26 protein-coding genes and 1 tRNA gene are annotated in these 24223 nt (G+C 54.2%); 5 read left to right on the top strand and 22 right to left on the bottom strand.

All coding sequences use genetic code 11. From position 1 onward, the window contains the following. Positions 1-18 precede the first annotated feature (18 nt). The 12 genes from ACR0KN_RS06835 to rpmH all read right to left on the bottom strand — a co-directional run bounded on the left by ACR0KN_RS06835 (position 19) and on the right by rpmH (position 9620). A complete protein-coding gene (locus ACR0KN_RS06835) occupies positions 19-516 on the bottom strand; it encodes a SixA phosphatase family protein (RefSeq protein ID WP_480652362.1) in 498 nt (165 codons plus the stop codon). Beyond that, positions 513-1166 carry a ferredoxin gene (locus ACR0KN_RS06830; RefSeq protein ID WP_480652360.1) on the bottom strand — a complete coding sequence of 218 codons (654 nt, stop codon included), beginning with the start codon at positions 1164-1166 and terminating at the stop codon, positions 513-515. The genes ACR0KN_RS06835 and ACR0KN_RS06830 overlap by 4 nt, the downstream gene beginning before the upstream one ends. Next, positions 1163-1957, bottom strand: a complete 795-nt coding sequence (locus tag ACR0KN_RS06825; protein WP_480652358.1) for a sterol desaturase family protein — start codon at positions 1955-1957, stop codon at positions 1163-1165. The genes ACR0KN_RS06830 and ACR0KN_RS06825 overlap by 4 nt, the downstream gene beginning before the upstream one ends. A gap of 57 nt (positions 1958-2014) precedes the next feature. Beyond that, positions 2015-2878, bottom strand: coding sequence for an acetylglutamate kinase (argB, locus tag ACR0KN_RS06820; protein WP_480652356.1), 864 nt, complete (start codon positions 2876-2878; stop codon positions 2015-2017). A gap of 60 nt (positions 2879-2938) precedes the next feature. Further along, positions 2939-3592, bottom strand: coding sequence for a ribosome biogenesis GTP-binding protein YihA/YsxC (gene yihA / locus ACR0KN_RS06815; protein ID WP_480652354.1), 654 nt, complete (start codon positions 3590-3592; stop codon positions 2939-2941). Beyond that, positions 3589-4326, bottom strand: a complete 738-nt coding sequence (locus ACR0KN_RS06810) for an MOSC domain-containing protein (RefSeq protein ID WP_319546266.1) — start codon at positions 4324-4326, stop codon at positions 3589-3591. Before ACR0KN_RS06810 ends, yihA begins: the two co-directional genes overlap by 4 nt. Further along, positions 4323-6146, bottom strand: coding sequence for a membrane protein insertase YidC (yidC, locus tag ACR0KN_RS06805; protein WP_480652352.1), 1824 nt, complete (start codon positions 6144-6146; stop codon positions 4323-4325). The genes ACR0KN_RS06810 and yidC overlap by 4 nt, the downstream gene beginning before the upstream one ends. A 126-nt stretch (positions 6147-6272) precedes the next feature. Continuing rightward, complete coding sequence (locus ACR0KN_RS06800; protein ID WP_480652350.1) at positions 6273-7814, bottom strand: EAL domain-containing protein; 1542 nt, start codon at positions 7812-7814, stop codon at positions 6273-6275. 70 nt (positions 7815-7884) lie between these two features. Then, positions 7885-8769 carry a tRNA 2-thiocytidine(32) synthetase TtcA gene (gene ttcA / locus ACR0KN_RS06795; RefSeq protein ID WP_480652348.1) on the bottom strand — a complete coding sequence of 295 codons (885 nt, stop codon included), beginning with the start codon at positions 8767-8769 and terminating at the stop codon, positions 7885-7887. 44 nt (positions 8770-8813) lie between these two features. Continuing rightward, positions 8814-9041, bottom strand: a complete 228-nt coding sequence (gene yidD, locus ACR0KN_RS06790; protein ID WP_010437166.1) for a membrane protein insertion efficiency factor YidD — start codon at positions 9039-9041, stop codon at positions 8814-8816. Beyond that, positions 9038-9460 (bottom strand): ribonuclease P protein component, encoded by a 423-nt coding sequence (rnpA, locus tag ACR0KN_RS06785; protein WP_170478182.1) that lies wholly within the window; start codon positions 9458-9460, stop codon positions 9038-9040. The genes yidD and rnpA overlap by 4 nt, the downstream gene beginning before the upstream one ends. Positions 9461-9485: 25 nt before the next feature. Then, positions 9486-9620, bottom strand: a complete 135-nt coding sequence (gene rpmH, locus ACR0KN_RS06780; protein WP_005980833.1) for a 50S ribosomal protein L34 — start codon at positions 9618-9620, stop codon at positions 9486-9488. Positions 9621-9917: 297 nt separating this feature from the next. On the opposite strand from rpmH, the gene ACR0KN_RS06775 reads away from it, so the two are divergent. The 4 genes from ACR0KN_RS06775 (at position 9918) to ACR0KN_RS06760 (ending at position 13613) form a co-directional block, all read left to right on the top strand. Beyond that, a complete protein-coding gene (locus ACR0KN_RS06775; protein ID WP_480652345.1) occupies positions 9918-10649 on the top strand; it encodes a TVP38/TMEM64 family protein in 732 nt (243 codons plus the stop codon). Positions 10650-10652: 3 nt separating this feature from the next. After that, the gene (locus ACR0KN_RS06770) at positions 10653-12071 is read left to right on the top strand and encodes a dihydrolipoyl dehydrogenase family protein (RefSeq protein WP_480652343.1); all 1419 of its coding nucleotides are present in this window, start codon (positions 10653-10655) and stop codon (positions 12069-12071) included. 18 nt (positions 12072-12089) lie between these two features. Then, positions 12090-13472 carry a sensor histidine kinase gene (locus ACR0KN_RS06765; protein WP_260024326.1) on the top strand — a complete coding sequence of 461 codons (1383 nt, stop codon included), beginning with the start codon at positions 12090-12092 and terminating at the stop codon, positions 13470-13472. A 64-nt stretch (positions 13473-13536) separates the two neighbouring features. Next, positions 13537-13613, top strand: a tRNA-Arg gene (locus tag ACR0KN_RS06760). A 143-nt stretch (positions 13614-13756) separates the two neighbouring features. On the opposite strand, the gene ACR0KN_RS06755 is transcribed toward ACR0KN_RS06760, so the two are convergent. Then, positions 13757-14044, bottom strand: coding sequence for a hypothetical protein (locus tag ACR0KN_RS06755; protein WP_480652341.1), 288 nt, complete (start codon positions 14042-14044; stop codon positions 13757-13759). A 284-nt stretch (positions 14045-14328) separates the two neighbouring features. Here ACR0KN_RS06755 and ACR0KN_RS06750 point away from each other — a divergent pair, with 284 nt between their 5' ends. Then, complete coding sequence (locus ACR0KN_RS06750; RefSeq protein WP_170773756.1) at positions 14329-16533, top strand: adenylate/guanylate cyclase domain-containing protein; 2205 nt, start codon at positions 14329-14331, stop codon at positions 16531-16533. Positions 16534-16552: 19 nt separating this feature from the next. Here ACR0KN_RS06750 and ACR0KN_RS06745 read toward each other — a convergent pair whose 3' ends face one another. The 9 genes from ACR0KN_RS06745 to ACR0KN_RS06705 all read right to left on the bottom strand — a co-directional run bounded on the left by ACR0KN_RS06745 (position 16553) and on the right by ACR0KN_RS06705 (position 23924). After that, the gene (locus tag ACR0KN_RS06745) at positions 16553-17032 is read right to left on the bottom strand and encodes a YHS domain-containing (seleno)protein (protein ID WP_170752043.1); all 480 of its coding nucleotides are present in this window, start codon (positions 17030-17032) and stop codon (positions 16553-16555) included. Between the two features lie 14 nt (positions 17033-17046). After that, positions 17047-17640: an ankyrin repeat domain-containing protein gene (locus ACR0KN_RS06740; protein ID WP_480652339.1), complete on the bottom strand. Its 594-nt coding sequence runs from the start codon at positions 17638-17640 to the stop codon at positions 17047-17049. Positions 17641-18120: 480 nt separating this feature from the next. After that, entirely contained in the window at positions 18121-19230 is a 1110-nt protein-coding gene (locus ACR0KN_RS06735; RefSeq protein WP_480652337.1) for an HlyD family secretion protein, read from the bottom strand. Positions 19231-19455: 225 nt separating this feature from the next. Next, the gene (locus tag ACR0KN_RS06730; RefSeq protein ID WP_480652335.1) at positions 19456-19941 is read right to left on the bottom strand and encodes a RidA family protein; all 486 of its coding nucleotides are present in this window, start codon (positions 19939-19941) and stop codon (positions 19456-19458) included. Positions 19942-20307: 366 nt separating this feature from the next. After that, complete coding sequence (locus ACR0KN_RS06725; RefSeq protein ID WP_480652333.1) at positions 20308-20826, bottom strand: hypothetical protein; 519 nt, start codon at positions 20824-20826, stop codon at positions 20308-20310. A 37-nt stretch (positions 20827-20863) separates the two neighbouring features. Then, positions 20864-21208 (bottom strand): hypothetical protein, encoded by a 345-nt coding sequence (locus tag ACR0KN_RS06720; protein ID WP_170478607.1) that lies wholly within the window; start codon positions 21206-21208, stop codon positions 20864-20866. Between the two features lie 220 nt (positions 21209-21428). Then, positions 21429-22568 carry an alpha/beta hydrolase gene (locus ACR0KN_RS06715; protein ID WP_480652331.1) on the bottom strand — a complete coding sequence of 380 codons (1140 nt, stop codon included), beginning with the start codon at positions 22566-22568 and terminating at the stop codon, positions 21429-21431. A 422-nt stretch (positions 22569-22990) separates the two neighbouring features. Next, positions 22991-23461, bottom strand: a complete 471-nt coding sequence (locus ACR0KN_RS06710) for a hypothetical protein (RefSeq protein ID WP_480652329.1) — start codon at positions 23459-23461, stop codon at positions 22991-22993. Beyond that, positions 23454-23924 carry a DUF5681 domain-containing protein gene (locus ACR0KN_RS06705; protein ID WP_480652327.1) on the bottom strand — a complete coding sequence of 157 codons (471 nt, stop codon included), beginning with the start codon at positions 23922-23924 and terminating at the stop codon, positions 23454-23456. Before ACR0KN_RS06705 ends, ACR0KN_RS06710 begins: the two co-directional genes overlap by 8 nt. Between the last annotated feature and the right edge of the window lie 299 nt (positions 23925-24223).

The raw sequence follows: 24223 nt of genomic DNA, 5'->3' as shown, positions 1-24223 counted from the left end.
GGGTTTACCCCGCCTTTTTTATTCGAGCAATTCGCGTGGGATTGTAAATCCAACGACTTCACCACTTCCCCAACGAACCGAAGTCCAATCTGGTGCTCTAAAGTGGATGACTGTCGTTGCGCCAGTCGGATAATCGTAGAATCGCGGATGGTTCGGGGCTTGGCGTACTAATCGGTGTGCAAACTCTGCGATACCGGGATTATGGCCTAGCATGAGCACGGTCTTTGCCGAAGCCGACGAAAGCGCCTCAAACATTTGATCGGGCCCGGCAAGGTAGAGGCCGGGGGTAAAGGACAGCTTTGATGCGCTTAGCCCCAACCGGTTCCATGTCTCCCGCGTGCGTTGTGCTGTTGAGCTGATGACTTCATCTGGTAACCAACCATTGCTTTGTAACCAGCGGCCGATCTCAGTAGCCGACTTTCGTCCGCGTTTGTTTATTGGCCGGTCGTGATCTTGGACAAATGGATCTTGCCAACTGGATTTCGCATGGCGGGTCAGAATCAGAGTTCGGGTCATGATGAAAAAAAGGCGTTCATGTGATGCGCCGACTGTTCGGGTTGACGCTCGGCACCTGCGCTGACAGGGCAGGCGCGCCGCGCGATACACCCATCGTTCAGGCAGTCTTGTCCAGCTTCAGTACCCAGATATCCTTTGCAGGCGGCCACATCGTAGAAGCTGTGCGTATTCAGCGCTTCTACCGGACAGGTGGTCGCGCAAGGGGCGGGGCATTCAACACATGGAGATTCCTGTAAGTTGTGCGGGATCATAAATTCCCCAGTGAAATGCAAAGCGCCACGGAATGAAATCATCATTCCCACAGTATCGTGCACCAGTGCCCCTACCGGGCTGCTGAACGTGCGCCCGGAGTTTAGTGCCCAATCAATGAATGGCGCGTAAGGTGGGCCGCCAAATGGATAGTGTGCTGCGGCCGACAGGTCCTGTGCCAGTTTGCCAATAACTCGCTTTGACCATCGGTCTACAGGATCGGGTTGACCATCCTTCCACTCAGGCGATGCAGTCAGAGTGGGCCAGAACGCTCCTGCCGTCCCCAGCAGGATCAATGTGCCGCCGTCCAGTTGTTTGGCTCCCGACACGCGCGGATGTTGTGCACCCATAACTATCAGCCCAACCTGAGTGGCTGCTCGTTCGACATTGGTGTAGGTCATCGACGGCGGAAGGGCAGAGCCAGGCTCCAGCCCAGTTTTGTTGGTCGATCGTCCTGCCATTCCAATCCCACGCTCATTTGTTCGTGCCCGTCCCGAGGTTGTGCGATGTAAGTCCCCAGCATCCGATCCCAGATAGACAGTGCAAAGCCATAATTGCTGTCATGCTCTGTTCGGAATACCGAATGATGTACGCGATGCATATCGGGTGTCACAAGAACCCTACGTACCACAGCGTCAACGGCAAGGGGGAGCTTCAAGTTTGAATGATTGAACAACGCTGTGCCATTAAGAAGGATCTCGAACAGGATCACAGCCAGGGCGCTGGCGCCGAGCAGATAGATTAGCCCGATTTTCAGGATCATGGACAACGCGATTTCAACAGGGTGAAAGCGGACTGCAGTAGTGACGTCCATGTCTCGGTCGGCGTGATGCACACGATGTAGCCGCCAAAGGATTGGCACCTTGTGGGTAATCAGATGCTGTAGCCAGATTGCAAAGTCCAGAATCAGCACACAAAAAATAAGCTCAACCCAACCTGGCCAGGCGAGCCAATTAAAAACGCCCAATCCATTTTTCCCGGCATCAATTGCAGCGCCAACTGCCAATAAGGGCAACCCAATCGCCATAGTCCTGAGCATCAGTGTGTTCAAAACAGTGATTGATAGATTGGTTAGCCACCGATTTTTTCGCGGACAGGTTCGTAAGCGTTTTGGCGCAATTGTCTCTGCCGCCGCAAACACAACAAACAGAGCAAGAAACACGCTCAGACGAAATAGGGGCTCGTTCTCCATACATTCACAATCGGGCATGTTAATGCCCGGTGCAAGATGTCGAAGATCACTATGGCGTTAATCCGGGCGGATCAGGGATCCGGCACCGTGTTCCGTAAACAGTTCGAGCAACACCGCATTTGGCGCGCGCCCGTCCAGTATTACCACTGCCCGAACACCGCTATGAAGCGCGTCCAACGCGGTTTCTGTTTTGGGGATCATTCCACCCGCGATTGTGCCTTCCAGCGTCATCTCACGGATCTGACCGGCTTTCAGTTCGGTCACGACCTCTCCGGCGGCATTCTTGACGCCTGAAACATCAGTGAGCAGCAGAAGGCGATCTGCTTTAAGTGCCGAGGCAATCGCGCCAGCCGCGGTATCGCCGTTGACGTTGAACGTTTCACCATTCTGGCCCGCACCAAGCGGGGCAATCACGGGGATCACGTCATGTGAGAACAGGTCATGCAGAACCTTTGGGTTCATCTTGGACGGTGAGCCCACAAATCCCAGCGATGGATCGGTCTGATCGCAAATCATCAGGTTTGCATCCTTGCCCGACAAACCCACAGCCGAGCCGCCCTGACTGTTGATCGCCTGTACGATACGCTTGTTTACAAGGCCGGACAAAACCATCTCGACCACCTCAACAGTGGCTTTGTCGGTCACACGCTTGCCGCCGACAAATTCCGACTGGATGTCCAGCTTGCCCAGCATGGCGTTGATCATAGGACCGCCGCCATGCACTATGACGGGGTTTACACCGACTTGCCGCATCAGAACAACGTCGCGCGCAAAGCTTTCCATCGCCTCGTCGCTGCCCATGGCGTGTCCACCCAGCTTCATAACAACGATGGCCCCGTCATAGCGCTGCAGGTAGGGCAGGGCGCTGTTCAAGGTGGCTGCGGTGGCGATCCAATCCCGATTCATATCTCTTGTCTTCATGGCTGAGGTCCCTTTGGGCACCCGTGTTAGGGTCTTTGAACGGTGCTGCCAAGAGCCAAGCTATTCCAGATGCGCGATGATCGAGCGCAGGGTGGGAATTCCGTCGCCTTTCTCCGATGATGTTAACACGATCTCGGGGAAGGCTGCGGGGTGTTTGGCAAGCGCACTGCGTACCTGCTGCAGCACTTTCTCGCGGTCGTTGGATTTTACCTTGTCGGCTTTGGTCAGAACGCATTGAAACGTGACAGCGCTGGTGTCCAGCAGCTTCATAATCTCTGCGTCGACCGGCTTTACCCCGTGGCGCGAGTCGATCAGCACAAAGGCGCGGCGCAGGGTTTGACGGCCGCTGAGATATTTTTTCAGCAACCGCTGCCACTTTTCGACGACCTTGACTGGCGCATTGGCGTAACCATATCCCGGCAGGTCAACCAAATAGAGCTCAGGTCCTTGAGTGAAAAAGTTGATCTCTTGTGTGCGGCCCGGCGTGTTTGATGCACGCGCCAGCCCTTTGGTCCCAGTCAGCGCGTTGATTAAGCTGGACTTGCCCACGTTTGAGCGCCCTGCGAAGCAGACTTCCAGCCGGTCAGGTGCGGGCAGGCCGTCCATGGCGACCACGCCTTTGACGAACTCGGATGGTCCGGCAAACAGTTTGCGCCCGGTTTCTGTTGCGAATGCGTCAGGGGATTCGGCCAATGGAAAACGAAGAGCGGTCACAGTACCTGTACCTCGTCGCCGGGGCGGATGCTGCCGCCTTGCAGAACCTCAGCGTAGACCCCGAAATCCTGATGATTCCAATTGCCGAGCGCGCCCAGCGTATCGGCATCGCGTTCACCCGTCTCGGGGTTGGCCGTCGTGGCCAAACAACGCGTTATGCGTTCACGGATGTGAAAGATCACCTCGCCAATTCGTATATTGCGGCCCAGCCAGTCGAATTCCTCCCACAGTGGCAGGCCATCGAACCAGATGTTGCCACGCCAACGTGCAATCGAAAGATCACGGCCCAATTTCTGCTCGACCGCACGGTGCGAGGCCATATTGCATAGGCTGATCGATGGGAAATCGCTATCGGTCATCCCGCGACCGGGAACGCGGATGATGCGGGCCGAGGCGGCCCGGTCTGTCGGCATCAGTGGCCTCACCCAGTCCAGAAATTTGTCTTGTTGCGTGTCGGGCTCAAAACTCAGATCGGGGCGGTTGGGATGGCGCAGCGTGACCGTGTCACCCTGTAGATGCGCTGAGATTGCCATCAACTGAGGCGCCTTCGCGCCGCGGCTAAAATTGTTGCAGGGTACCCATTCCGACCCATCCGCTTTGGATGCCTCATGCGCAACCGCCCAAATACGATCCCCGGGCATGGTCTGCCCGGGGGTCATGGTGATGTGATCAAGGCTTTCGCGCCCGTGACTTTTTATCGGGTGCCGCCACAAAGCGGTTACTGTTCCGCTCATTTGTCATCCGTCTTTGGGGTGCGCTTGAAACCAGACTTGATGTTTCCGAATACGTCAGGTTTGTAGCCTTGACTGCGCATGATCAGATATTGCTGGGTGAATGTGATCGTGTTGTTCGCGATCCAGTACACCACCAGCCCGCTGGCAAAGCTGCCCAGCATGAACATGAACACCCAAGGCATCCAGGCAAAGATCATCGCCTGCGTCGCATCGGTTGGTGCCGGATTCAGCTTTTGCTGCAGCCACATCGAGATACCCAGCAACAGCGGCAGGATGCCGATGAAGATCAGCGCCATGAACGTTTCCGGTTGTGGGCCAGCCCAGGGCAACAGGCCGAACAGGTTCATGATCGAGGTCGGATCCGGCGCGCTGAGGTCCTGGAACGGGCCAAACCAGGGGGCTTGGCGCAGTTCGATGGTGACGAAGATCACCTTGTATAGCGAGAAGAAGATCGGAATCTGCATCAGGATTGGTAAACAGCCAGCGGCCGGGTTTACCTTTTCTTTCTTGTAAAGCTCCATCATGCCTTGCTGCATCTTCTGGCGGTCGTCTCCTGCGGCTTCTTTCAACGCCTCCATCTGCGGCTGCAGTTCCTTCATTTTAGCCATCGAGACGTAGGATTTGAAGGCCAGCGGGAAGAGGATTGCCTTGATGATCAAGGTCAGGCCGATGATGGACCAGCCCATATTGCCGATCAGAGCATTGATGTTGTGCAGCAGCCAGAAGATCGGCTTGGTCAGAAAGAAGAACCAGCCCCAGTCGATGCTGTCGATGAATTTCTGCACGCCTTCAGCCTGATATTCACGAATGGCTTCCCATTCCTTGGCACCGGCGAACAGGCGGGTTGTGACCTCGGCGGTTTCACCTGGGGCGACAGTCAGTGTCGGCAGGACCGTCTCGGTCTGATAAATTTTGCGGCGCGAGTCGTATTTGGCGGCTGCTTTGAAAGCTGACCCGGGTTCGGGGATCAGTGTAGTCATCCAGTAATGGTCGGTGAATCCGATCCATCCATCTTCCTTGACCTGATAGACCTCGGCCTGGGCCCTCTCATTCGGGTCGATATCGAAATCGCGGACATCGCCATAATCGACCTCGGACAGTGTGCCATCCGACATGCCAATCACGCCTTCATGCAAGATGAAGAAATTCTTCAGGCCCGGAAGATCGCCATCTTCGCCAATACCGTGCCGGGCGAGAATGCCATAAGGGGCCATGCCCACCTCGGACTGGGTCGCGTTTTCGACCGATTGGGTCACGGTGAACATGTAATCCTGATCGACCGAGATGATCCGGCGGAAGGTCAGGCCATTGCCATTGTCCCAGGCAAGCGTGATGGGGCTGTCTACACCCAGTTTCTCTCCCTGCTCCAATGTCCATAGCGTATTGGGGCCGGGAACGTCCGCACCTGCCAGGCCTGCGCCTGGGGCCCATCCATAAATGGCGTAATATGCTGATTCCGACCCGACCGGAGACAGCAATTCGACAATGGGCGCTCCTTCTTCGATCGAAACCTTGTAGTCTTTCAAGAACAGCTCATCGATCCGCCCGCCCGACAGGGACAGGCTGCCCTCCAGGCGGGGCGTGTCGATTTGCACCCGAGGGGCTTGTTCCTCTGGCAGAGTCTCTTCGGCGGTTGCGGTTGCTTCACCAACAGTGCTGGTGGCACTGGGTGTCTGCACCTCGTCCCCTTCAAGGGCGGTAATTTCAGCCTCTTCCTGTGTCACCGATGGTTCGGGCGGTGGAAACAGGACGAACCAGACAAGGATCACCAAAAAGCTGAGCGCAGTTGCAAGGATGAGGTTCTTATTCTGATCGTCCATCGGGGACAGCCACCTTGAGCAGTGAAACACACCCGGTGGGTTCAACAGAGTGCAGCCCCAAAGGTCAAGCGGAATCGCCTCATAAATCGCCGCAGTAACGGATTTGGCGCAATGAAATGACCGATTTCATCCCATATTGCCGCCGATCCTGGGCGCGCTTTTAAGCTGATTACGATGGGCAGTGATCCATTGCATCGTCTGTTCGAACGGCATCGGTTTGGCAATTCCGAACCCCTGCACGTGATTGCTGCCCAACTGTGCCATCAATGCGTGCTCACCCGGGGTTTCGACACCTTCCGCAAGAGTCTCAAGATTCAACCTTTCAGCCATCGTTAGAATCGCGCTGACAAGCTGCTGCTGACTAGGATCCTGGTCGGATTTTGCCACAAAGGTCCGGTCGATCTTGATACGCGAAACGTTAAATCGTTTGATTGACGCGATCGAGGCATGACCAGTTCCAAAATCATCCAGATCGATACAACACCCAAGAGTCGCCATGCCTGTCACGTTTCTCGTTATCACGTCATCGGGTCGGCGCGAGAACACGGTTTCCAGAATCTCGACCGCCAATCTGTCTGGTGTCAGTTCAAACTGATCCAGTTCCCACTTCAATCGATCAATCAGGTTGGGATTGCGAAGTTCATCAGACGAGAAATTGATACCTATCCGAGGAATGATCGCATCGGCGCTATCCCAAGTGCGCAGGGCCTCGAAGGCGTGGTGGCGCATGACCTGACCCAACCGCCCCATCAGTTCGGCTTGTTCTGCGAAGGGCAAGAATACCTGAGGGCCAAGCACACCTTTGCCAGGATGCTCCCACCGTGCAAGCGCTTCGAACCCGGTAATATTGCCAGTGTCAGTGGACACTTGAGGCTGGAACCAGGGCCGGATTTCCCCATTGTCCAATGCAGCCTCGAACTCTTTGCGCAAGTTGGCTCGAACCAGAGATCGCCGGCGGGTTGCCGTTGAATAGGCGCGGATTGTCGAAGGCCCGCTTCTCTGGGCCTCGGCAAGGGCAGCCGTGGCGGCCCCTATCCATTCATCAGCTTCAGCCTGGCGCAGATCCGACAGTAGACAAAACCCGATCGAGCAGGACTGATACACGCCAACTCCGTTTAATAAGAGCGGTTCTTCGACGGCGCTTTGCAGGCGGCCTGACATTTGAATGCAGGCTTCGAGATCCAGATGCGGTGAGGGATTAAGACCAATCAAAAACCGATTTTGGTCAATCTGGCAAAAGATGTCATGATTGCGAATGATCGAAAGAACGCGATCGCGGAATTGCTGTTTTGCATGATCGGCTGCGGCCTGCCCGTGCAGATCCAGAAGGTCGGCAAAATCGTCCAGAGCTATAGCGATGCATGCGGCATTCTCGCCTTTGCTACGCGCTGTCTCATTCAAAATCTGCAGTTCGGATTGAAAAACATCATGAGTCACCAGGCCGCTGGGGCGCATTCCCGCGCTATGGGCGGTGTAGGACCGGCTGCCCCATATTCCGGTTGCGGCAAACATAAGCGGCAGGCCAAGCGCCGCCATGAAAAGGGCACGTTCACCACCCAACCAGAACGCTGCCAGACAGATGGCTGGCAAAAAGGCCAGGACCTGTGGTCCGGTCAGGATAACTCGCAACAGATCGAGACATTTATCAACAGAGAGAAATTTCCGCATCGGTTTTACGGCCTTTGGCTTGGGCAAGGATCGCGCAGGCCAACCGTAGGAAATCTATCTGAGTCACTCGTTAACGCAACTTGGGAATTTCCGCCGAATTTTCGTCGTTTTGAATCTGTCCGGTCGAAAGGTTCATAAAATCAAAAAGTTTCGGGTCAAGCAGGTGCGACGGTCTGGCATTTGTCAGCGCCCGGAACATCACCTGACGTCGCCCTGGCGCATTTTTTTCCCACTGGTCCAAAATCTGTTTGACCTGTTGACGTTGCAGCCCGTCCTGGCTGCCGCACAAATCACATGGGATGATGGGATAGTTCATCGCCTTTGCAAATTTCTCGCAATCCGCCTCGGCCACATGGGCGAGGGGGCGATAGACAAACAGATCCCCCCCTTCATTGACCAGTTTGGGCGGCATGGTCGCAAGACGGCCCCCGTGGAACAGATTCATGAAAAAGGTCTCAAGAATATCGTCGCGGTGATGGCCCAGCACGACCGCTGTGCACCCTTCTTCGCGCGCGATGCGATAGAGGTTGCCCCGCCGTAAACGCGAGCAAAGTGCGCAATAGGTGCGGCCCTGGGGAACCTTATCCACCACAATCGAATAAGTATCCTGATATTCGATCCGATGCGGCACTCCCATGCGTTCGAGGAACTCGGGAAGAACAGTGGCCGGGAAACCCGGCTGACCCTGGTCCAAATTGCAGGCCAGCAAATCGACAGGCAGCAGCCCGCGCCATTTTAGTTCGTGGAGCACTGTCAGAAGGGTATAGCTGTCCTTGCCTCCCGACAGACAAACCAACCACCGGGGCGTTTTTCCATCATTGGTACGGTCCACCATCCCGTATTGATCAATGGCCTCACGCGTCTGACGCACAATGCGTTTGCGCAGTTTCTTGAACTCGGTGGTCGAGGGCGCCCCGGCAAAGAGCGGATGGATATCGTCAGCTTCGTCGAACATGGGGCGGGCCTATCGCAGTTGAGTGAACCGGGCAAGGGTGAGCGTTATTCGTCGTCGGGAACCGGATCATATCCATCGCTGCCCCATGGATGGCAGCGTCCAATGCGCCGCGCAGCCAGCCATGTGCCCTTGATGGGGCCATGTTTTTCCAGCGCCTCCAGCGCGTAGGCCGAACAGGTTGGTTGGTACCGGCAATTGAAACCAACCCATGGGCTGAAGATTAGCCGATAGGCCCGGATCGGCAGGGCGAGGATATGGGCAAACAGGGTCATTTGCCGCCATGCACTTTGCGCAGGGCAAAGCGCAGATCATCTTTCAGTGCCTCAAAGGGCCGGGCGGCAGTGACCTCGGCACGGCCAATTAGGACGTAATCCCACCCTTCGCGTCCCTGAATGGGAAGAACTGCCCGCGCGGCCTCGCGCAATCGGCGCTTGGCGCGGTTGCGGGCCACGGCGTTGCCGACTTTCTTGGAACAGGTAAATCCGACGCGAATACCCGTCGCTTCATCCGTGCCGCGTTTTCGCGCTTGCACCATCATCGAGGCGGTGCCATGCCGTTTCGCACGCGCTGCTTTAAGAAAATCAGAGCGATTCTGCAGAACAGTCAAAGTTTCGTGCGCGCAAACGGACGCCGCCGGGGGCTTGACCCTCGGCTGGTTTGTACCATCCTCAGGGGCCTCCGGCGGCGTCATGTTCATAACCTGATCAGTGAGCGGTTTACGCGCTCAGCGATTTGCGGCCACGTGCGCGGCGCGCGTTCAGGATTTTGCGGCCGGCTTTGGTAGCCATGCGCGCGCGGAAACCGTGGCGGCGTTTGCGAACCAGGTTCGAAGGCTGATAGGTGCGTTTCATCGCTCCGTCTCCAATCTATAGCGGTCGGGTGCGGCGCGGATTCGCCTGGCCCTAGTGTTCGAAGCCCGTCCTCTACTGGGTCACGGGAGTTAAGTCAAACCCCTAGGTGGGGGTTTCGCCGCCTTTTGCAACAATTCTGTAACCGGCACCAGCAAAAGGTTTCAAGTCGCAGGTATTATTGCCCGAATTCGTCACATTCCGGGCCATAAACATCAACGCCGCGTGAGGTCCCTGTTGTGCGGGCCCAAGGCATCGCATGTTGGTGCCAGAATGAAACGCACCAAACCGGACACTGTAATGAGTGATACAACTCAGACCCCGCGCAGCGGACCTGCGCGTCATATCCCTTTGCTGGTGATTCTCGTCGTCGCTGCGGTGGGTTTCTTTACCTTGGGCGATTACCTGACGTTTGAGACCTTGCGCGACAACCGCGAGGCGCTTTTGGCGTGGCGGGATGCCAACTATTTGGCGATGGTTGCTGCCTTTATTGGCATTTACATCGTGATCGTGGCCTTCTCATTGCCCGGAGCTGCGGTGGCATCGATGACCGGGGGCTTCCTGTTTGGTCTCTTTGCCGGGACCGTGTTCAATGTTGTTGCAGCTACGATCGGGGCCTCAGCCATCTTCCTTGCAGCACGCTGGGGGTTGGGCGAGTCACTCACGGCGCGGCTGGATTCCTCGGAAGGGACGGTCAAGAAACTGAAAGACGGCCTGCGTGAGAATGAGATCTCGGTTCTCTTCCTGTTGCGCCTGGTGCCTGTGGTGCCGTTCTTCGTGGCCAATCTGGTGCCTGCATTGGTTGGCGTGAAATTTCGGAACTTCCTGATCACGACTGCGCTGGGCATTATCCCAGGCGGCATCGTCTATACTTGGATTGGCGTCGGGCTCGGGGGTGTATTTGACCGGGGTGAGACGCCGGATGTTTCGTTGCTGTGGGAGCCGTTTGTCATTGGGCCCATCATCGGCTTGTGTGTTCTGGCGGCGCTGCCGATTGTTATCAAATCCCTCCGTGGCCGAAAGGACACTTGATTCATGCATGAGTTAAAGACCGATATCCTGGTGATCGGCGCCGGGTCGGGCGGATTGTCTGTGGCGGCCGGGGCCAGCCAGATGGGGGCGGATGTCGTCCTGCTGGAGGGGCACAAGATGGGCGGCGACTGCCTGAACTTTGGCTGCGTTCCCTCCAAGGCCCTGATTGCCAGCGGTAAGGCGGCACATGGGCAAGCACACGCTTCGGCCTTTGGGGTCGCGGACGTGGTGCCGCAGGTCGACTATGCCGCTGCAAAGGATCATGTGCATGACGTGATCGCTCAGATCGAACCGATGGACAGTCAGGAGCGTTTCGAGAGTTTTGGTGTCAAAGTAATCCGGGAATACGGTGGCTTTGTCTCACCAACTCAGGTTCAGGCTGGCGGTCACCTGATCACAGCCCGCCGCGTTGTTGTGGCCACCGGGTCTTCGCCGCTGGTGCCACCATTGCCGGGTCTGGATCAGGTAACCTATTTTACCAATGAGACCATCTTCGACCTGCGCGACAAGCCCGAGCATCTGCTGATCATCGGTGGCGGCCCGATCGGCATGGAGATGGCGCAGGCGCATATCCGTCTGGGCTGTAAGGTTACGGTGATCGAAGGCCTGAAGGCGCTCGGCAAGGACGACCCCGAAGCCGCAACCATCGTGCTGGACACCCTGAAGGCGGAAGGCGTCGCGATTCATGAAAACGCCATGGTGGCTCAGATCAGAGACAATGCGGGCGTCATAGAGGTCGTGACCGAGAATGGAGAGATTCACGCTGGTTCACATTTGTTGCTTGCCGTTGGGCGCAAGGCCAACGTTGATCGCCTAAATCTTGAAGCTGCCGGGATTGAGCGTACTCGCACCGGTATCAAGGTCGACGACTCACTGCGAACTACCAACCGCAAGGTCTATGCTATCGGAGATGTCGCAGGTGGTCTGCAATTTACCCATGTGGCAGGCTATCAGGCGGGGGTTATCATTCGCTCAGCCCTGTTCGGGTTACCGTCAAAGGCGAAGACAGCACATATCCCCTGGGCGACATATACCGACCCGGAACTGGCACAGGTCGGTCTCAGCGAAGCGCAAGCGCGTGCCCAACACGGAGACGCGGTGGAAATTGCCCGTTTCGATTATCACCATAATGACCGGGCGATTTCCGATCGGAAAACGAAAGGCTTTATCAAGGTGATGGTAGTTAAAGGTCGCCCCGTCGGTGCAACAATCGTAGGGCACCAAGCCGGTGAACTGATCAACTTGTGGTCGCTGGCGCTCGCAAATAACCTAAAGATGGGGCAGATCGCTGCCATGGTCTCGCCCTATCCGACGATCGGAGAGCTTAACAAACGGGTGGCGGGTGCCTATTTCACGCCAAGGCTGTTTGAGAATCAAACGGTTAAGAAAGTGGTCAGATTCGTCCAGCGCTGGATTCCCTGACCTAAGGAGGAGCGCAAAGTGAACTCGCTGTCGGGCCGATTTCTGATCCTGACGACGGTCTTCGTGATGTTGGCCGAAGTTCTGATCTTTGTGCCATCGATCGCGCGCTTTCGTGAAGATTTCCTACTGAACCGGCTCGAGCGTGCCCAGATCGCTTCGTTGGCGTTGCTGGCTGATGATATGCTGGCCGACGAGCTTGAGGCAGAACTGCTGGTCAATGCGGGTGTTTACAACGTCGTGCTGCGCCGCGACGAAGTGCGCCAACTCATGCTGTCTTCACCCATCCCGGATCGGATCTCCAAAACCTTCGATCTGCGCGATGCCAGCGCCTGGGTGCTGATCCGCGACGCGACTCTGCGGCTGTTTACACCCGAAAACGAGGTCATTCGCGTTCTAGGTGCGCCAGTCAAGGATGCTGGTCTGCTGATAGAAGTAACAATGGATAGCGACCCGTTGCGAATGGCGATGACGGATTACGGGCTTCGCATTTTGGGCCTGTCCTTTGTGATTTCTATCATTACCGCCTCATTCCTGTTTCTTGCCGTGCGCGTGGTTCTGGTACGCCCGATCAAAAGTGTGGTCGGCTATATGCAACGATACGCCAGCGCACCCGAGGACGCGCGCGGAATTATCTCACCCAATTCCAAGGTGACGGAACTGCGCGAAGCCGAAGAGGCCTTGCAGATGCTTCAAACTGATCTGACACAAGCCTTGAAGCAACGCGAACGCCTGGCGCAATTGGGAGGAGCAGTGGCTAAGGTTAGCCATGATTTGCGCAACATTCTGACTTCGGCCCAGCTGTTTACCGACCGGATTGAGGCGAGTAATGACCCGCTGGTGGCTCGTATGGCGCCAAAACTTGTCAATTCGATCACCCGCGCCGTCTCATTATGCGAAAGCACACTGGCCTTTGGTCGCGCGGAGGAGCCCGCCCCGACACTGACCATGTTGCGCCTGCGAGAGATTGCCGAGGATGTTGCCACCAGCGAGAGGCTCGCGCTGGCGAATGCCTGTGTTGAGATCGTAAATGAAGTGCCCGAAGATCTTGTTGTCCGTGCTGACCCCGAGCAGATTTTCAGGGTCATTATGAACCTCGTACGCAATGCACGACAGGCGCTGTCTACTTCTGGAAAACCGGGTCGCATTTCTGTAAACGCCTCCGAGCAGGAAAAGGATTGGTGTATCGAAATCAGCGATACGGGCCCGGGTCTTCCGCCAAAGGCCCAAGAGAATTTGTTTACACCCTTTCAGGGGGGGGTGCGTAAAGGCGGCTCGGGTTTAGGATTGGCCATCTCGCAAGAGTTGGTGCGTGGCCATGGCGGGGAGTTGTTCCTGAAAACCACCGGACCCGAGGGAACAACCTTTGAAATAAGGCTCCCACGTGGTGATATGACTTTTTGAAGTTTTTTTAAAGAATCGGCTTGCACGCCCGTGGCCTCAGGTCTAAATACCGCCTCACCAACGCGGACCGATAGCTCAGCTGGATAGAGTACTTGACTACGAATCAAGGGGTCGGGGGTTCGAATCCTCCTCGGTCCGCCACTTAATCAAATTAACTCCTTGATTTAAAAATATAAATTCACCATTTGCGCAGTGCGTTCCCACTATAATTCCCACTTGGGAAGTCGGAACGCCTAGGTATAATTTGGAATATTCTTAGCTAAAGAGTGTGCAACACCAATTGTTCAAACACACAAAATTTGAATTTTTTGGAATGTAGTTCCGTCATGGTGCGACATGGCTACATGTGCGACACCAGCTTTCAATTCCTGCTGTAGGTTCAGTTTTCTTAAAACAACCGGTGAACTTAAGTTCACTAAAACCGAGCGATAGGTCTGTAACTGCACTCCATCTTCAAAGGCAGCTTTCGCTAAAAGCGGTCGTTCTTCAAAATCATCACTATGTCTGCATCGCGGACAAAGCCGCCCGATGCTGGCGCAGCGAAAATCAAATCGATTGCTCGACAGTGTCACGGTATCGCCCGCGACGGGGCAGCACGATTTCTCGATATCGGACGTTCAAATCATGCATATAGGTCAAAACTTAATCAGGCCGTTCGCTTCGCTCGGATATAATGTTTCAAATGCGGAGCAAGCTGCCTTATGCTGCTCGGAAACAACTGGCTTGTTGCGCCACCGTACCTTTGAAAGACAAGCACCCGCCCAGCCAAATATTTTTAGCGAGCGCAGTTTCCGTCACGTTTTTTTTAGTGTTAACTTCGCAGTACTGCCCGCATTTTGGAGGAGAGGGGCAAACCTTGGAACGCAGGCTTGCCGCCATATTCGCCGCAGACGTAGTCGGTTTCAGCCGTATGATGGCCGAGGATGAGGTGGGCACTTTCGAACGTTTGACCACGGTGCGCCAAGACATCCTCACCCGTTTGATAGATGAAAAGAACGGGCGGATCGTCAAGCTTATCGGCGACGGACTGCTGGCCGAATTTGCAAGCGTTGTTGATGCCGTCGAGGCTGCGATCCAGATACAGGAGGCGGTTAAGGACAGAAACGACACCATTGATCCCCACCAGCGTATCGAATTGCGGATCGGTATCAACCTGGGAGATCTAATCATCGATGGCGACGACATTTACGGAGACGGTGTTAACATTGCGGCGCGCCTGGAACCCCTAGCTACGCCCGGAGGCATCTGCATCTCGCGCGAGGTTTACGAACACACGCGCGGCAAAGTTAGTAAGCCATTTGAATCTGCGGGTGTCCACCGGGTCAAAAACATACCTGAGCCTCTCACGGTATTTCGGATGGCGGACCCGAATGGCTCGAAATACACTTCACTGTCTCGCTTCAAAGTTCGAGGCGCTGTCACGGCGGTGGCCGTAATCGCGGTTCTTTCAGGTGCCGCTTTTATATTGCGTGATGGCATAGTTGCCCTTTTCGGCGGCGCTGAAAGTGAAATCATCGCGGCAGAGGACGGGCTGCCTTCTCTCGTCGTGTTGCCCTTTGAAAACCTCGGGCTGCCAGACGCGGAACGCTACATCGCAGATGGGCTCACGGACGATCTGATTACAGATTTCTCGAAAGTCGCCGGGCTGATGGTGATCGGCAGCAACACCGCGTTTTCCTATCGGGACCGGACAATCGACAGCAGGGCCATAGGTCGCGAGTTAGGGGTGGGCTATGTTCTCGAAGGCAGCGTGCGCAGAGCGGGAACTCGGCTTTTGGTCAACGCGCGGCTGACAGATGTGAGCAGCGGGCAGACAGTATGGGCCGAGCGGTTGGAGCGAGACGAAGCCGATATTTTCTCCATGGAGGCTGGCCTGATAAACGAGATCATTGATCAACTTGGTGTGGATGTGAGTGTGTCCGAAAAGGAGCGGATCGAACGCCTACCTACAACGAATCTGGAAGCATATGACTTCTTTCTCAGAGCCGAAGAAGCCGCTCGCAGCGGCTTTCGGCCCAAGCTGCGCGAAGCTTTGAGCCTCTATTCGGACGCAACCGCAATCGACCCGACTTTTGCAAGGGCATTCGCGGCACGGGCCCGCACCGAGGCACTGATCATGCGCCGTAACTATGACGATGTGCTGCCCTTTCCGGTCGCCCGGAAACGCGCCTACGAACATGCTGGTCGTGCCTTAGAAATTGATCCCGATGCGGCGATGCCTTTTGCCGTATTAAGCGAGTTGCAGACTGTGGATCGAAGGTATGAGGAAGCGATGCGCTCGGCGCAGCTTTCTGTCGAGAAGGCCCCCGGTGAAGCATCTGCCTATCTTGCGCTGAGCTTTGCGCAAACATTCTACGGACGACATGAAGAGGCGATCGAGAATTTCGAAACGGCTCTGCGTCTCAACCCACTATTGCCGGGCTATGCACGTCAGATCGCAAGCTTGTCCTATATTCTGACAGGGCGTCCCCAACGTGCCGTCGAAATCCTTGAGGAGATAAAAGGCAATTCTCAAGGTATTGAGGACTACTTTAACATCCTCGCTGCCGCCTATGGAGAGGCTGGCCAGACGCAAAAGGCGCAAGCAACTGCAGACGAGGTGGCCGAATTTGCTCCGCATACTTCGGCGCAACTCTACAAAGTCTTGTTTGCGCATTTTCGGAAGCAGGAAGAACTCGATCGGATCATTGATGCAATGTTGACTGCGGGCGTGCAGGAATGGCCCTTCGGCTTTCAACCTGGCGCGCGCGAAAAGCTATCTGCCGACGCGGTTACCGCTCTGATCGATGGAAACGTATGGCAGGGAAACTTCGAAGGCCGCGGACCCGGCTTGATGCAGATTTCAGAGAACGGAAGTATGGCCTTGCGCGCATCCACATTGTTTGTCACTGGATCGGCATTTGTGAAAGATGACACATTGTGCTTGCAACAACCCGGTCTTTCGCTTGGTCGCCCGGCTTGTGGCATGGTCTACAAAAATGCCGAAGAAGAGGTCGGGGCGAGCGCGCCTTACAGCTACATCAACCCGCATATTCTGTTTCACTTTAGGCCTGGCGGATGACCATCATCCGAGGTGCGCGTCAGTTGGAGTAATCCTTGGCTGCCAGCGGCTTGGTCTTCTCCCAATTCGCATCCGCCTTGGCGATCACCGCCTCCCCTTCTGGGTGGTCAAGCATTTCTGCTCCGGTCGGGTCCGATATAAAGTAAAGCTTCCCATCGATGATCCGCCAGGAATTTACTGGGTCGATGTTTTCAGACGCGTTGGCCCCAAGGCCGACACCCAATGTGCAATACCCGCCGTATTGCGGAGCGTATTTGGTTGGGTCAGACTTAAACAGTTCGCGGTTCTCCGCGCTGTTGAAGTGCCATGGCGTGCCAAGCCAATCATATGCGAACTCACTTGACCCCTTTACCGCACGGCTTTCGGTGAAATAGGCAACAGTGTCATAACCCTTGATTGCAACATCGCCGAAAGGCCCAGTGTTGATGGGCTCATCCGCCAGCGCACTCGTGGTCATGCCTGCAATAACCAGCCCGCTCATCAGAAGTCGAATGTTCATTTTTTGACCTTACCTTATGTGCCTGCCTCCAAACACAGGCGGTGAAATTCCGGGCCGAAGGCATCTGGCGGGGGGCATGTGGCTCCGTTCTGCTTCAACAGCCCAACGATATCATAGTGTTTACGGAACATCGTTCGGATTAGAACCGAAAAGCCATCGTTATCGAGTGTCACAATATCCGCACCGTTGTCGAGCAGTAGCTCGATCATCTCGATATGACCCTCGTCGGCCGCCATGAAGATGGGTGACTTTTCGGCCCTGTTGATGCGTCCATTCACGTCTGCGCCTTTAGCGAGAAGCAGCTGCGCTGTCTCAATCTTACCGCCGAAGGCAGCCGCGTGAAGTGGAGTGAAACCGCTGTGGTTACGCGCCATCACGTCAGCCCCTGCTTCGATCAGAGCCGCAGCGGTTTCGGTGTTTCCAGCCAACGAAGCAGCGATCAAGGGCGTAGCCTTGTTCGGCCCCCGCTCATCAACCGAGGTACCGCTTTCCAACAGAGCCTTAACGGTCGCTGTATCACCCTGCTTTGCTGCATCGAACAACTGACCTGCTTGAGCGGGCCCATGTATAAAGAATGCCGTAGTAAAGATGGTAATAATCCAACGCATGGATCTACCTCCCCTGTTTGAAGTCTACAGTGAGCCGCTGTTTCGCGCAACGACGGCTTATCCGCTGCGGTATTGAAGACGAATCCGATCGAGTGGGTTTAGTCCATGCAGCGGCCCCAGAGACAACGAGTGTTTTGTCCGCGATGGAGACGTGGTGCCTCCGAATTTCGCCGCAGCCAGCATGAGTGTTTGGTCTTTGATCTGCGCCGCGGCGCTCCGGTTAACGAGAAGTAATACTGCAACGGCGTGGTCTACTGGTCGAGAAGGTCTGCTTCGGGCTCAAGGCAGTCATCTGAGTCTTTCAGTCAGATGACGGCTTAAGAACGTAAAGCGGTCATTGTTGGTGGTCATTCCGAGAAATTTCGCCCGAAGGTCTGCATTGAACGGCAGCGGACGTTCGCTGAAATCTGCTGAACGTCTGCCAAGCGGACGAAGCCGAACATGAAAAAGGGAATGGTGCAGTTGAACTACGTCCAAAGGCTACAAATAATTCAACTGTTTAGTTACCCAGAACAAAACTTCGGCAAGTACGCCAATTGCGCCTGCTTTTTCAGTCATTACCAATGCTGTTCCAGATGTGCCAAAAGGAAGAACTTCCAAATCGGAAACGTCAGATAACTCGATCAGCACTAGGTAGCTAGAGATACCGGCCAGCTCTCGTATTGAAGGAAGCCCCGCGCGCAGATCAAGTGTCCCCTCGGCGGATCCCACCGGTAAAGCAACAATGATGCCAGAGAGCTCTGTGCCAGGCTGTGTCCGCAGTGCCAACCTAATCTCGTCTCCGATGTTTACGTTTTGGCGACTAGATTGTGGAAGGGAGGCTACAATTGCAAAATCCGACGGATCAATAAATGTTATCGCACCTTGAAACGTAGTGGCGCGGTTTCCTGGCCTAAGTGTTACAGCAGAAACAACGCCATTTCCGGGTGAATGAACCTCTGTCTCTTCAAGACTCCATCTGGCCTGCTCGAGCGCCATTTCCGCTTCCACAACTGCGGCGTCCCGGCCATCAATCGTAGCGGAAATTCGACGCTCTATTCCCTTCTTGCGCGCTTCAGCTGCTCGGATGTTCGCGGTCAATTGATCAATCGTAGCAACGGCTTCTTGGAGTTGAAAGGTTGTCGATGCGCCTCGCTCTTCCAATTGGATGATGTCGTCGCGCCTCTGCTGCCCAAAGAGAAGCTGGGCATTCAAAGACTCGATTTCAGCCTCGGCTGCAGCGAGATCAGTCAGTAACTGGTCAGCCGAAGACTTAGCGGTTTCAAGAGAGGCCTCGAGACGTGACACTTCAGCAGCAAAAACCTCAGGATCAATTTTGAAGAGTAGATCACCTTCATTAACGGATTGATTGGCCTCGACAGCCACCTCGACAACAGTTCCGGATACGTTAGGTGCGATGTTTGTCTCAATTCCTTGAACTGAAACTGGCCCTGTCGGTGTTGTGTGGTTGAGAGCCCCCAAGACCACAAGGGCAATTACTGCAGCGCCACCATAGATAACTGTTTTCCAGAAAGCGTTCCACGGAAGCCATTTGAGTTTAGAAAAAACCAACCAAATCAAGCCGAAATAAAGACTTAAGACGATGAGCATCAACCAACCTCCGGAACCAAGCCAATTCACTATAGCATCAAGGAAACGAAAAAAATCTAGGGATAGACCGTAGCCCGCTCGCTAAACTATGCGATTTTCCGATGCCCACAGTCAGCTCGTCGTCCATACGGGTTAAGAATTTTGATAATCCGCTTTGGGCCCGGTGCGGTCATTCGCTGAAATGCCGCGAGCGACCGCAATGCGGACGAAGATGCCTCAAGCCTTTCAGGCAGAGATCATGACTTCGCCCTCAATTTCCATTGCGAAACCCAGCGGCAGTCCAGACACACCGATAGCGGAACGCGCATGGCGACCGATGTCTGGGCCGAACACCTCAATAATCAAATCGCTAAAGCCATTTACCACAACATGTTGATCCGCGTATCCGGGCGCAGATGTCACCATGCCAAAGACGCGGACCCATCCAACAATTCTTGACAGCTCGCCTATTTCTGCTTTCAGGTTAGCCAGCACCGTTAGTGCCACTTCGCGGGCCTCTGCATATGCTTGATCCGTAGTCATTTCGGCTCCGACAACTCCAAAGGGCCCGGCCAGACTACCATCCATTGCGTTTTTTGGGTGACCTGAGAAAAGTGCACGGTCACCTCTGACATTAACAAATTCGAAGGGTATGTGCGGGCCATCCGGTAACTTGGTAGGCGCAGGCAATTTCAAGCCCAATTCTTCAAGCCTGCTTTCTGGCGTAGACATAGTAAACGCTCCAACTAATACATGACCTGCAAGCTAGACCGAAAGAATAACAATGTCATCTTCGGGGCTCGATGCCGCCATTCGGCAAAATTTAATGAATGCCTGCTGTGCGGACATAGTGTGCATTCAGCGCTCGCTTTTGAGCGACTGCAATGTTGCGAAAGCCGATGACTAGTCTAGCTGCTTTGAGCCAATGGTTTTAGCAGTGAAGTAAGCTGTCAGGTGTTGACAGATATTCGTGTTACTAAATGGCGGCTACATATTACTTGAACTTTATTCGCCGGACAAAAGCGTTGCGATTTTGATGTCTTTGGCTCCATGAATGGTTTGTGCGGAAAGCGACGACGCCTGCTCTGCGTTTTGACACTACTGTTTTGGAATCATGCTCTGGATCTGCGCAGAAATCTCCATGACTGGAACCCCCGCAACTTCTGCGTTTTCGGTCAAATCCCACCGATGCAACGTCGCCTCCAATGCCGCTTCAAAGCTGCCATCTTCCCCGACCTTGCCATTAGAGATACTTGCTTCGCCCAGATCCTCACGCATGACCCACAACTCGGGATTGCTGCCCCCTGTCCGGTAAAACTGCACCTCTTGAACAAGAGCCATCGGCCCCATGCTCAGTACATCCACGGAAACACTGGGCCATCCAGGCATTCCGGCGTCAGAGACGACGTGCCCTTCGACGGACAACATGGTTGGTCCCCCGGCATCCATCCAGAACGCATAGGGCTTGCCGTTCGGCTCTTGCAGCACCTGCATATCCAGTGTCTCGCCCCCTACGGTCACTTTGACTGATCCGAGCGCGCTCCACCCTTCTGAAAGTTCACCGGCTTGGCAAAATGCCGGAATGACTAAAGAAACTGCAAATAAAATAGACCGCATTGTTGCTCCTTAAGTTTCCTAGGGCGGTGCAGCTGACTCAGTTTGCGCAGGTCTTAATTGCATCCCGGTGTGCCGAACCGAAGGCGTTTATCTGGTTGAGAGCCTCGGTCGCGCCGACACCCGCTGCAGTCGCGTGGTTCTTGGTGGCGATGTCCCAGGCATCGACAAGACTGCTTCCTTCGCCTTGTTGCTCGAGCGCCGTCGCGCTGGCAGCGGAGTAGTATGCAAAATCCTTATAGCCAATTTCGTCCTTGAGCGTCTCGGTCGCGCATTCGCAAACACCAGCGTCATTGTACGCCAGACAGACTTCCGTAACCGGATCCGCGTTGACCACCTGCGCGCCAACGCAAAAAAGCCCCAAGAAGAAAACGAACCTTTTCATGTCACTACTTTCTCAAGTGGCTCCACGCTGGACCATACTCGGTTTTCGAGTCAAGGGCGCGCTGTTCCACGAACCAAGACCTAAATTGGCTGAAACGTCATGTCTCCTTCGGGCTCGCTGCCGCCATTCGGCAAAATTTTATGAATGCCTGCTGTGCGGACTGAGCCGACGTTGGTGTTTCGGTTTGTTTCAAGTTTTAGTGTTAGTAAATTTGCTTAGTCTAGGGTTCAGCCACAACTTCCACTGAGGCGTCACCAATAAGATCCCTAAGTTCAGCTGTTGATCGTCTGCCGGATCGCTTACTTGACCGGATTGCTTCACCGGAAATACGAACGACTTCTGGCGAAGAAGCAAACTTAGAATGGCTAGTGCTTCTAGAATCTTTTACCCGGCTAAGATCAATAACGGTTACCCCAGACTTTGCGAGCTCGGCAGCATCTGCAGCGCCAACTCGATCCACTCCGCCGGAGATAAATTTGGAGAAGTTTAGGATCCCATCATCCGAAGAAACAAGAACAAAGATCTTTTGATTATCGTGAGTAATCTTAGAAAGTTGGTTTTCGAAGACAGCCAAATCGATGTCGGGCGCTGCCAAGACTATGTTCCGAATTCTTTTTCTAGGATTAAACTCCCCGGCAATCTCCGCTTGCGAGATAGCTTCCATTGTAAGAAACGCGCCCATTGAAAACGCGAGAATGTCGAATTGTTGAGCTTTTGCTCGCGAAACAATTTCGCCAGCTCTCAAAAAGTCCGATCTAGCCGCAAGCGCACTGTTGATATCGTAAACATATTTTAGGGTTTCGGCGGCAGACGCCCAAGACATTAATACTGGGACGCCGTCGTACTCAGTGTCTTCGACAAATTGGGCCAACCTTAGGATCGCATCACTTAGGGTCGTATTGTAGCCGTGAACAAAAAATAGAACGTTTCGATCCGAAGCGTTGAGCTCGAGAAGTTGTTGGTCAATGCCGGAAACAAAAGCGTTTTCCGATGCATAGACCTTCGGCTCTACAATTGTGAAATGCTTGGCAGGGTTAGGGGGGAGAGAGCTGGTTCTTTCGATATTACCCAATTTGTGATTAGGCGGGATGGTCACCACAACAGAAGCTAGGCCAAGTGAGTCACTGCGTTCTCCGGAATAAAAAACACCCTCTGCCCCTGAGGCCTGTCTAGTTGTGGCAATAAAGACCGTCTGGCGCTTAACCCCAACCACATCGGATGCAGGCTTCTGAGGGTTGTCAACGCCGACAAGTTCGGGAGGCCGACCGCACGAAGCTGCACCAAAAATTAAAATTAACAGAAAACAGAGTGACCTAAATGCGAGCGTAAGGTTTAAATTTCCACTCCAAAGTAGGTTCATTTCCGATGCGCATTCAAATCTGTTTGGCATTGATTGATTTCAGTGTGCCACTCGAGAGTCAATGATCTAAGGAGAACAACGCTCTTTTCCATCTAAACGGTGTATTTTGTGAGAGCGTTCTTTCAGGTTTGGCACATTCGTCTGAACGTGAGCAAATGGTCAGTCACTACTCCAACACGATTGATATCCGGTCCGGGCTCGATGCGGTCATCTGAGTGATTTTGTCAGATGTCCGCTTTACAGTCTTCAGCGGTCAAACGCGGCGTGCGACACGGCGACATGTGCGACACCGACGTAACGCAGCCGGTTTTAAACGACGTCCCTTTCAGAGCCGTAATTTCAAGTCTATTGGTGAACTTTGAATAGCGATTGATTCCCCGAAAATTGACAAATTTTGATAATTGGCGGTGGAATGGTGGGCATCAGGCGCCTCCCAACACTTTGGCTTTTGCTTTAATAATGGCTTCAGAAATGTAGCTACCTCGTTGTTGGAAGTAGCGCTGCCCGTCGGTACTGCTCTTCCAGAACTCAAGCAGCTCGACATGAGTTGTGCCCCGCGCCATCGGTTTTTTGCGTTCGGCTGGGTTATCAGTGAGGTAGGTGGCGATGATCATGTCGTCTTTTAGGATTTCTTCTTCGCCGTCAAAAAGAGCCGGATCGGGATCGCGAACGGGAGGAAATTTAGGCCTATCTCCTATGTTAGGAACGCCTTCAGCCGACAGTCGATCATGAATCGCTTGAAGATTTTCTCTGAATTCTAGGTCCTTCGATGGGTCTGTCCATTTTGCCCATGCTCTGGCTTCCTGACGTTTTACCGCCGCGAGGTACAAATCGCGGGGTATGGCCAGATGTTTTCGATATCGTGCTATCCTGCCTTTAGGGGTATCAGCCACCGAGCAATTCCAGTCTTGATTGCAGCTCATCCAATTCAAGATGAAGTTGTTCTGTCTCGATAGCTTTTCGGGCGGCTTCAATGGAACGCAACAGCGCGTCTGCTTCATCGGTCGTGATCTGACCTGAAGCAACTGCTCCTAGAACAGAATTCACGGCATTCAAAATGTCTTCAGGGCCGTTTATCTTTGGCAGGACGACTTTAACCGGGCGACACTTTCGGGGTGGCAGAATGCGCTCAAGGCACAACCGTATTGCGGTCATGTCACCTGCTTTTGCCAACTCTATCGCTTTTTGCGTAATAGCTTTGGCGTCGCAATCCATCATTGCTTCGGCCGCTAATGTCGCTTTGTTGCGCGCACCTTTGGGTCTTCCCTTGGGATTTCCGCTCTTACCCTTGGGAAACTTTCCGGCTTTTGACGTCACAGCCTGTTTTGCCGCTGTATTTTCAGGGATATCTGACAACGCAACCTCACGCGATGCGAATTTTATGTCAGTATATATTACCTAAAATTTTTTGTCTAATGATTGTAGAATCTAGCGTTAAGACAGGAGCCTTTTCTGGTTGAAGCTGCCCGCGTCATAATTAGTGTGCCATACTGTTGACAAACAAGTTCGACAGGAATGCGCCCTGTTGAACAAATTAAAATTAATTGGGGCGACTTTTGGCAATGGCGGCACTCGATGAGATTAAAAATGGTGCGAGAGTTTCAGGAATTGCTCCCGGTGTATCTGTTGAAATAGTCTCAACAGAATGGATCGGC

It is taken from the genome of Ruegeria sp. AP7 (genome assembly GCF_056539905.1).
The sequence above is the reverse complement of the archived record's forward strand: the minus strand, read 5'-3'. Positions and strand labels throughout refer to the sequence as shown.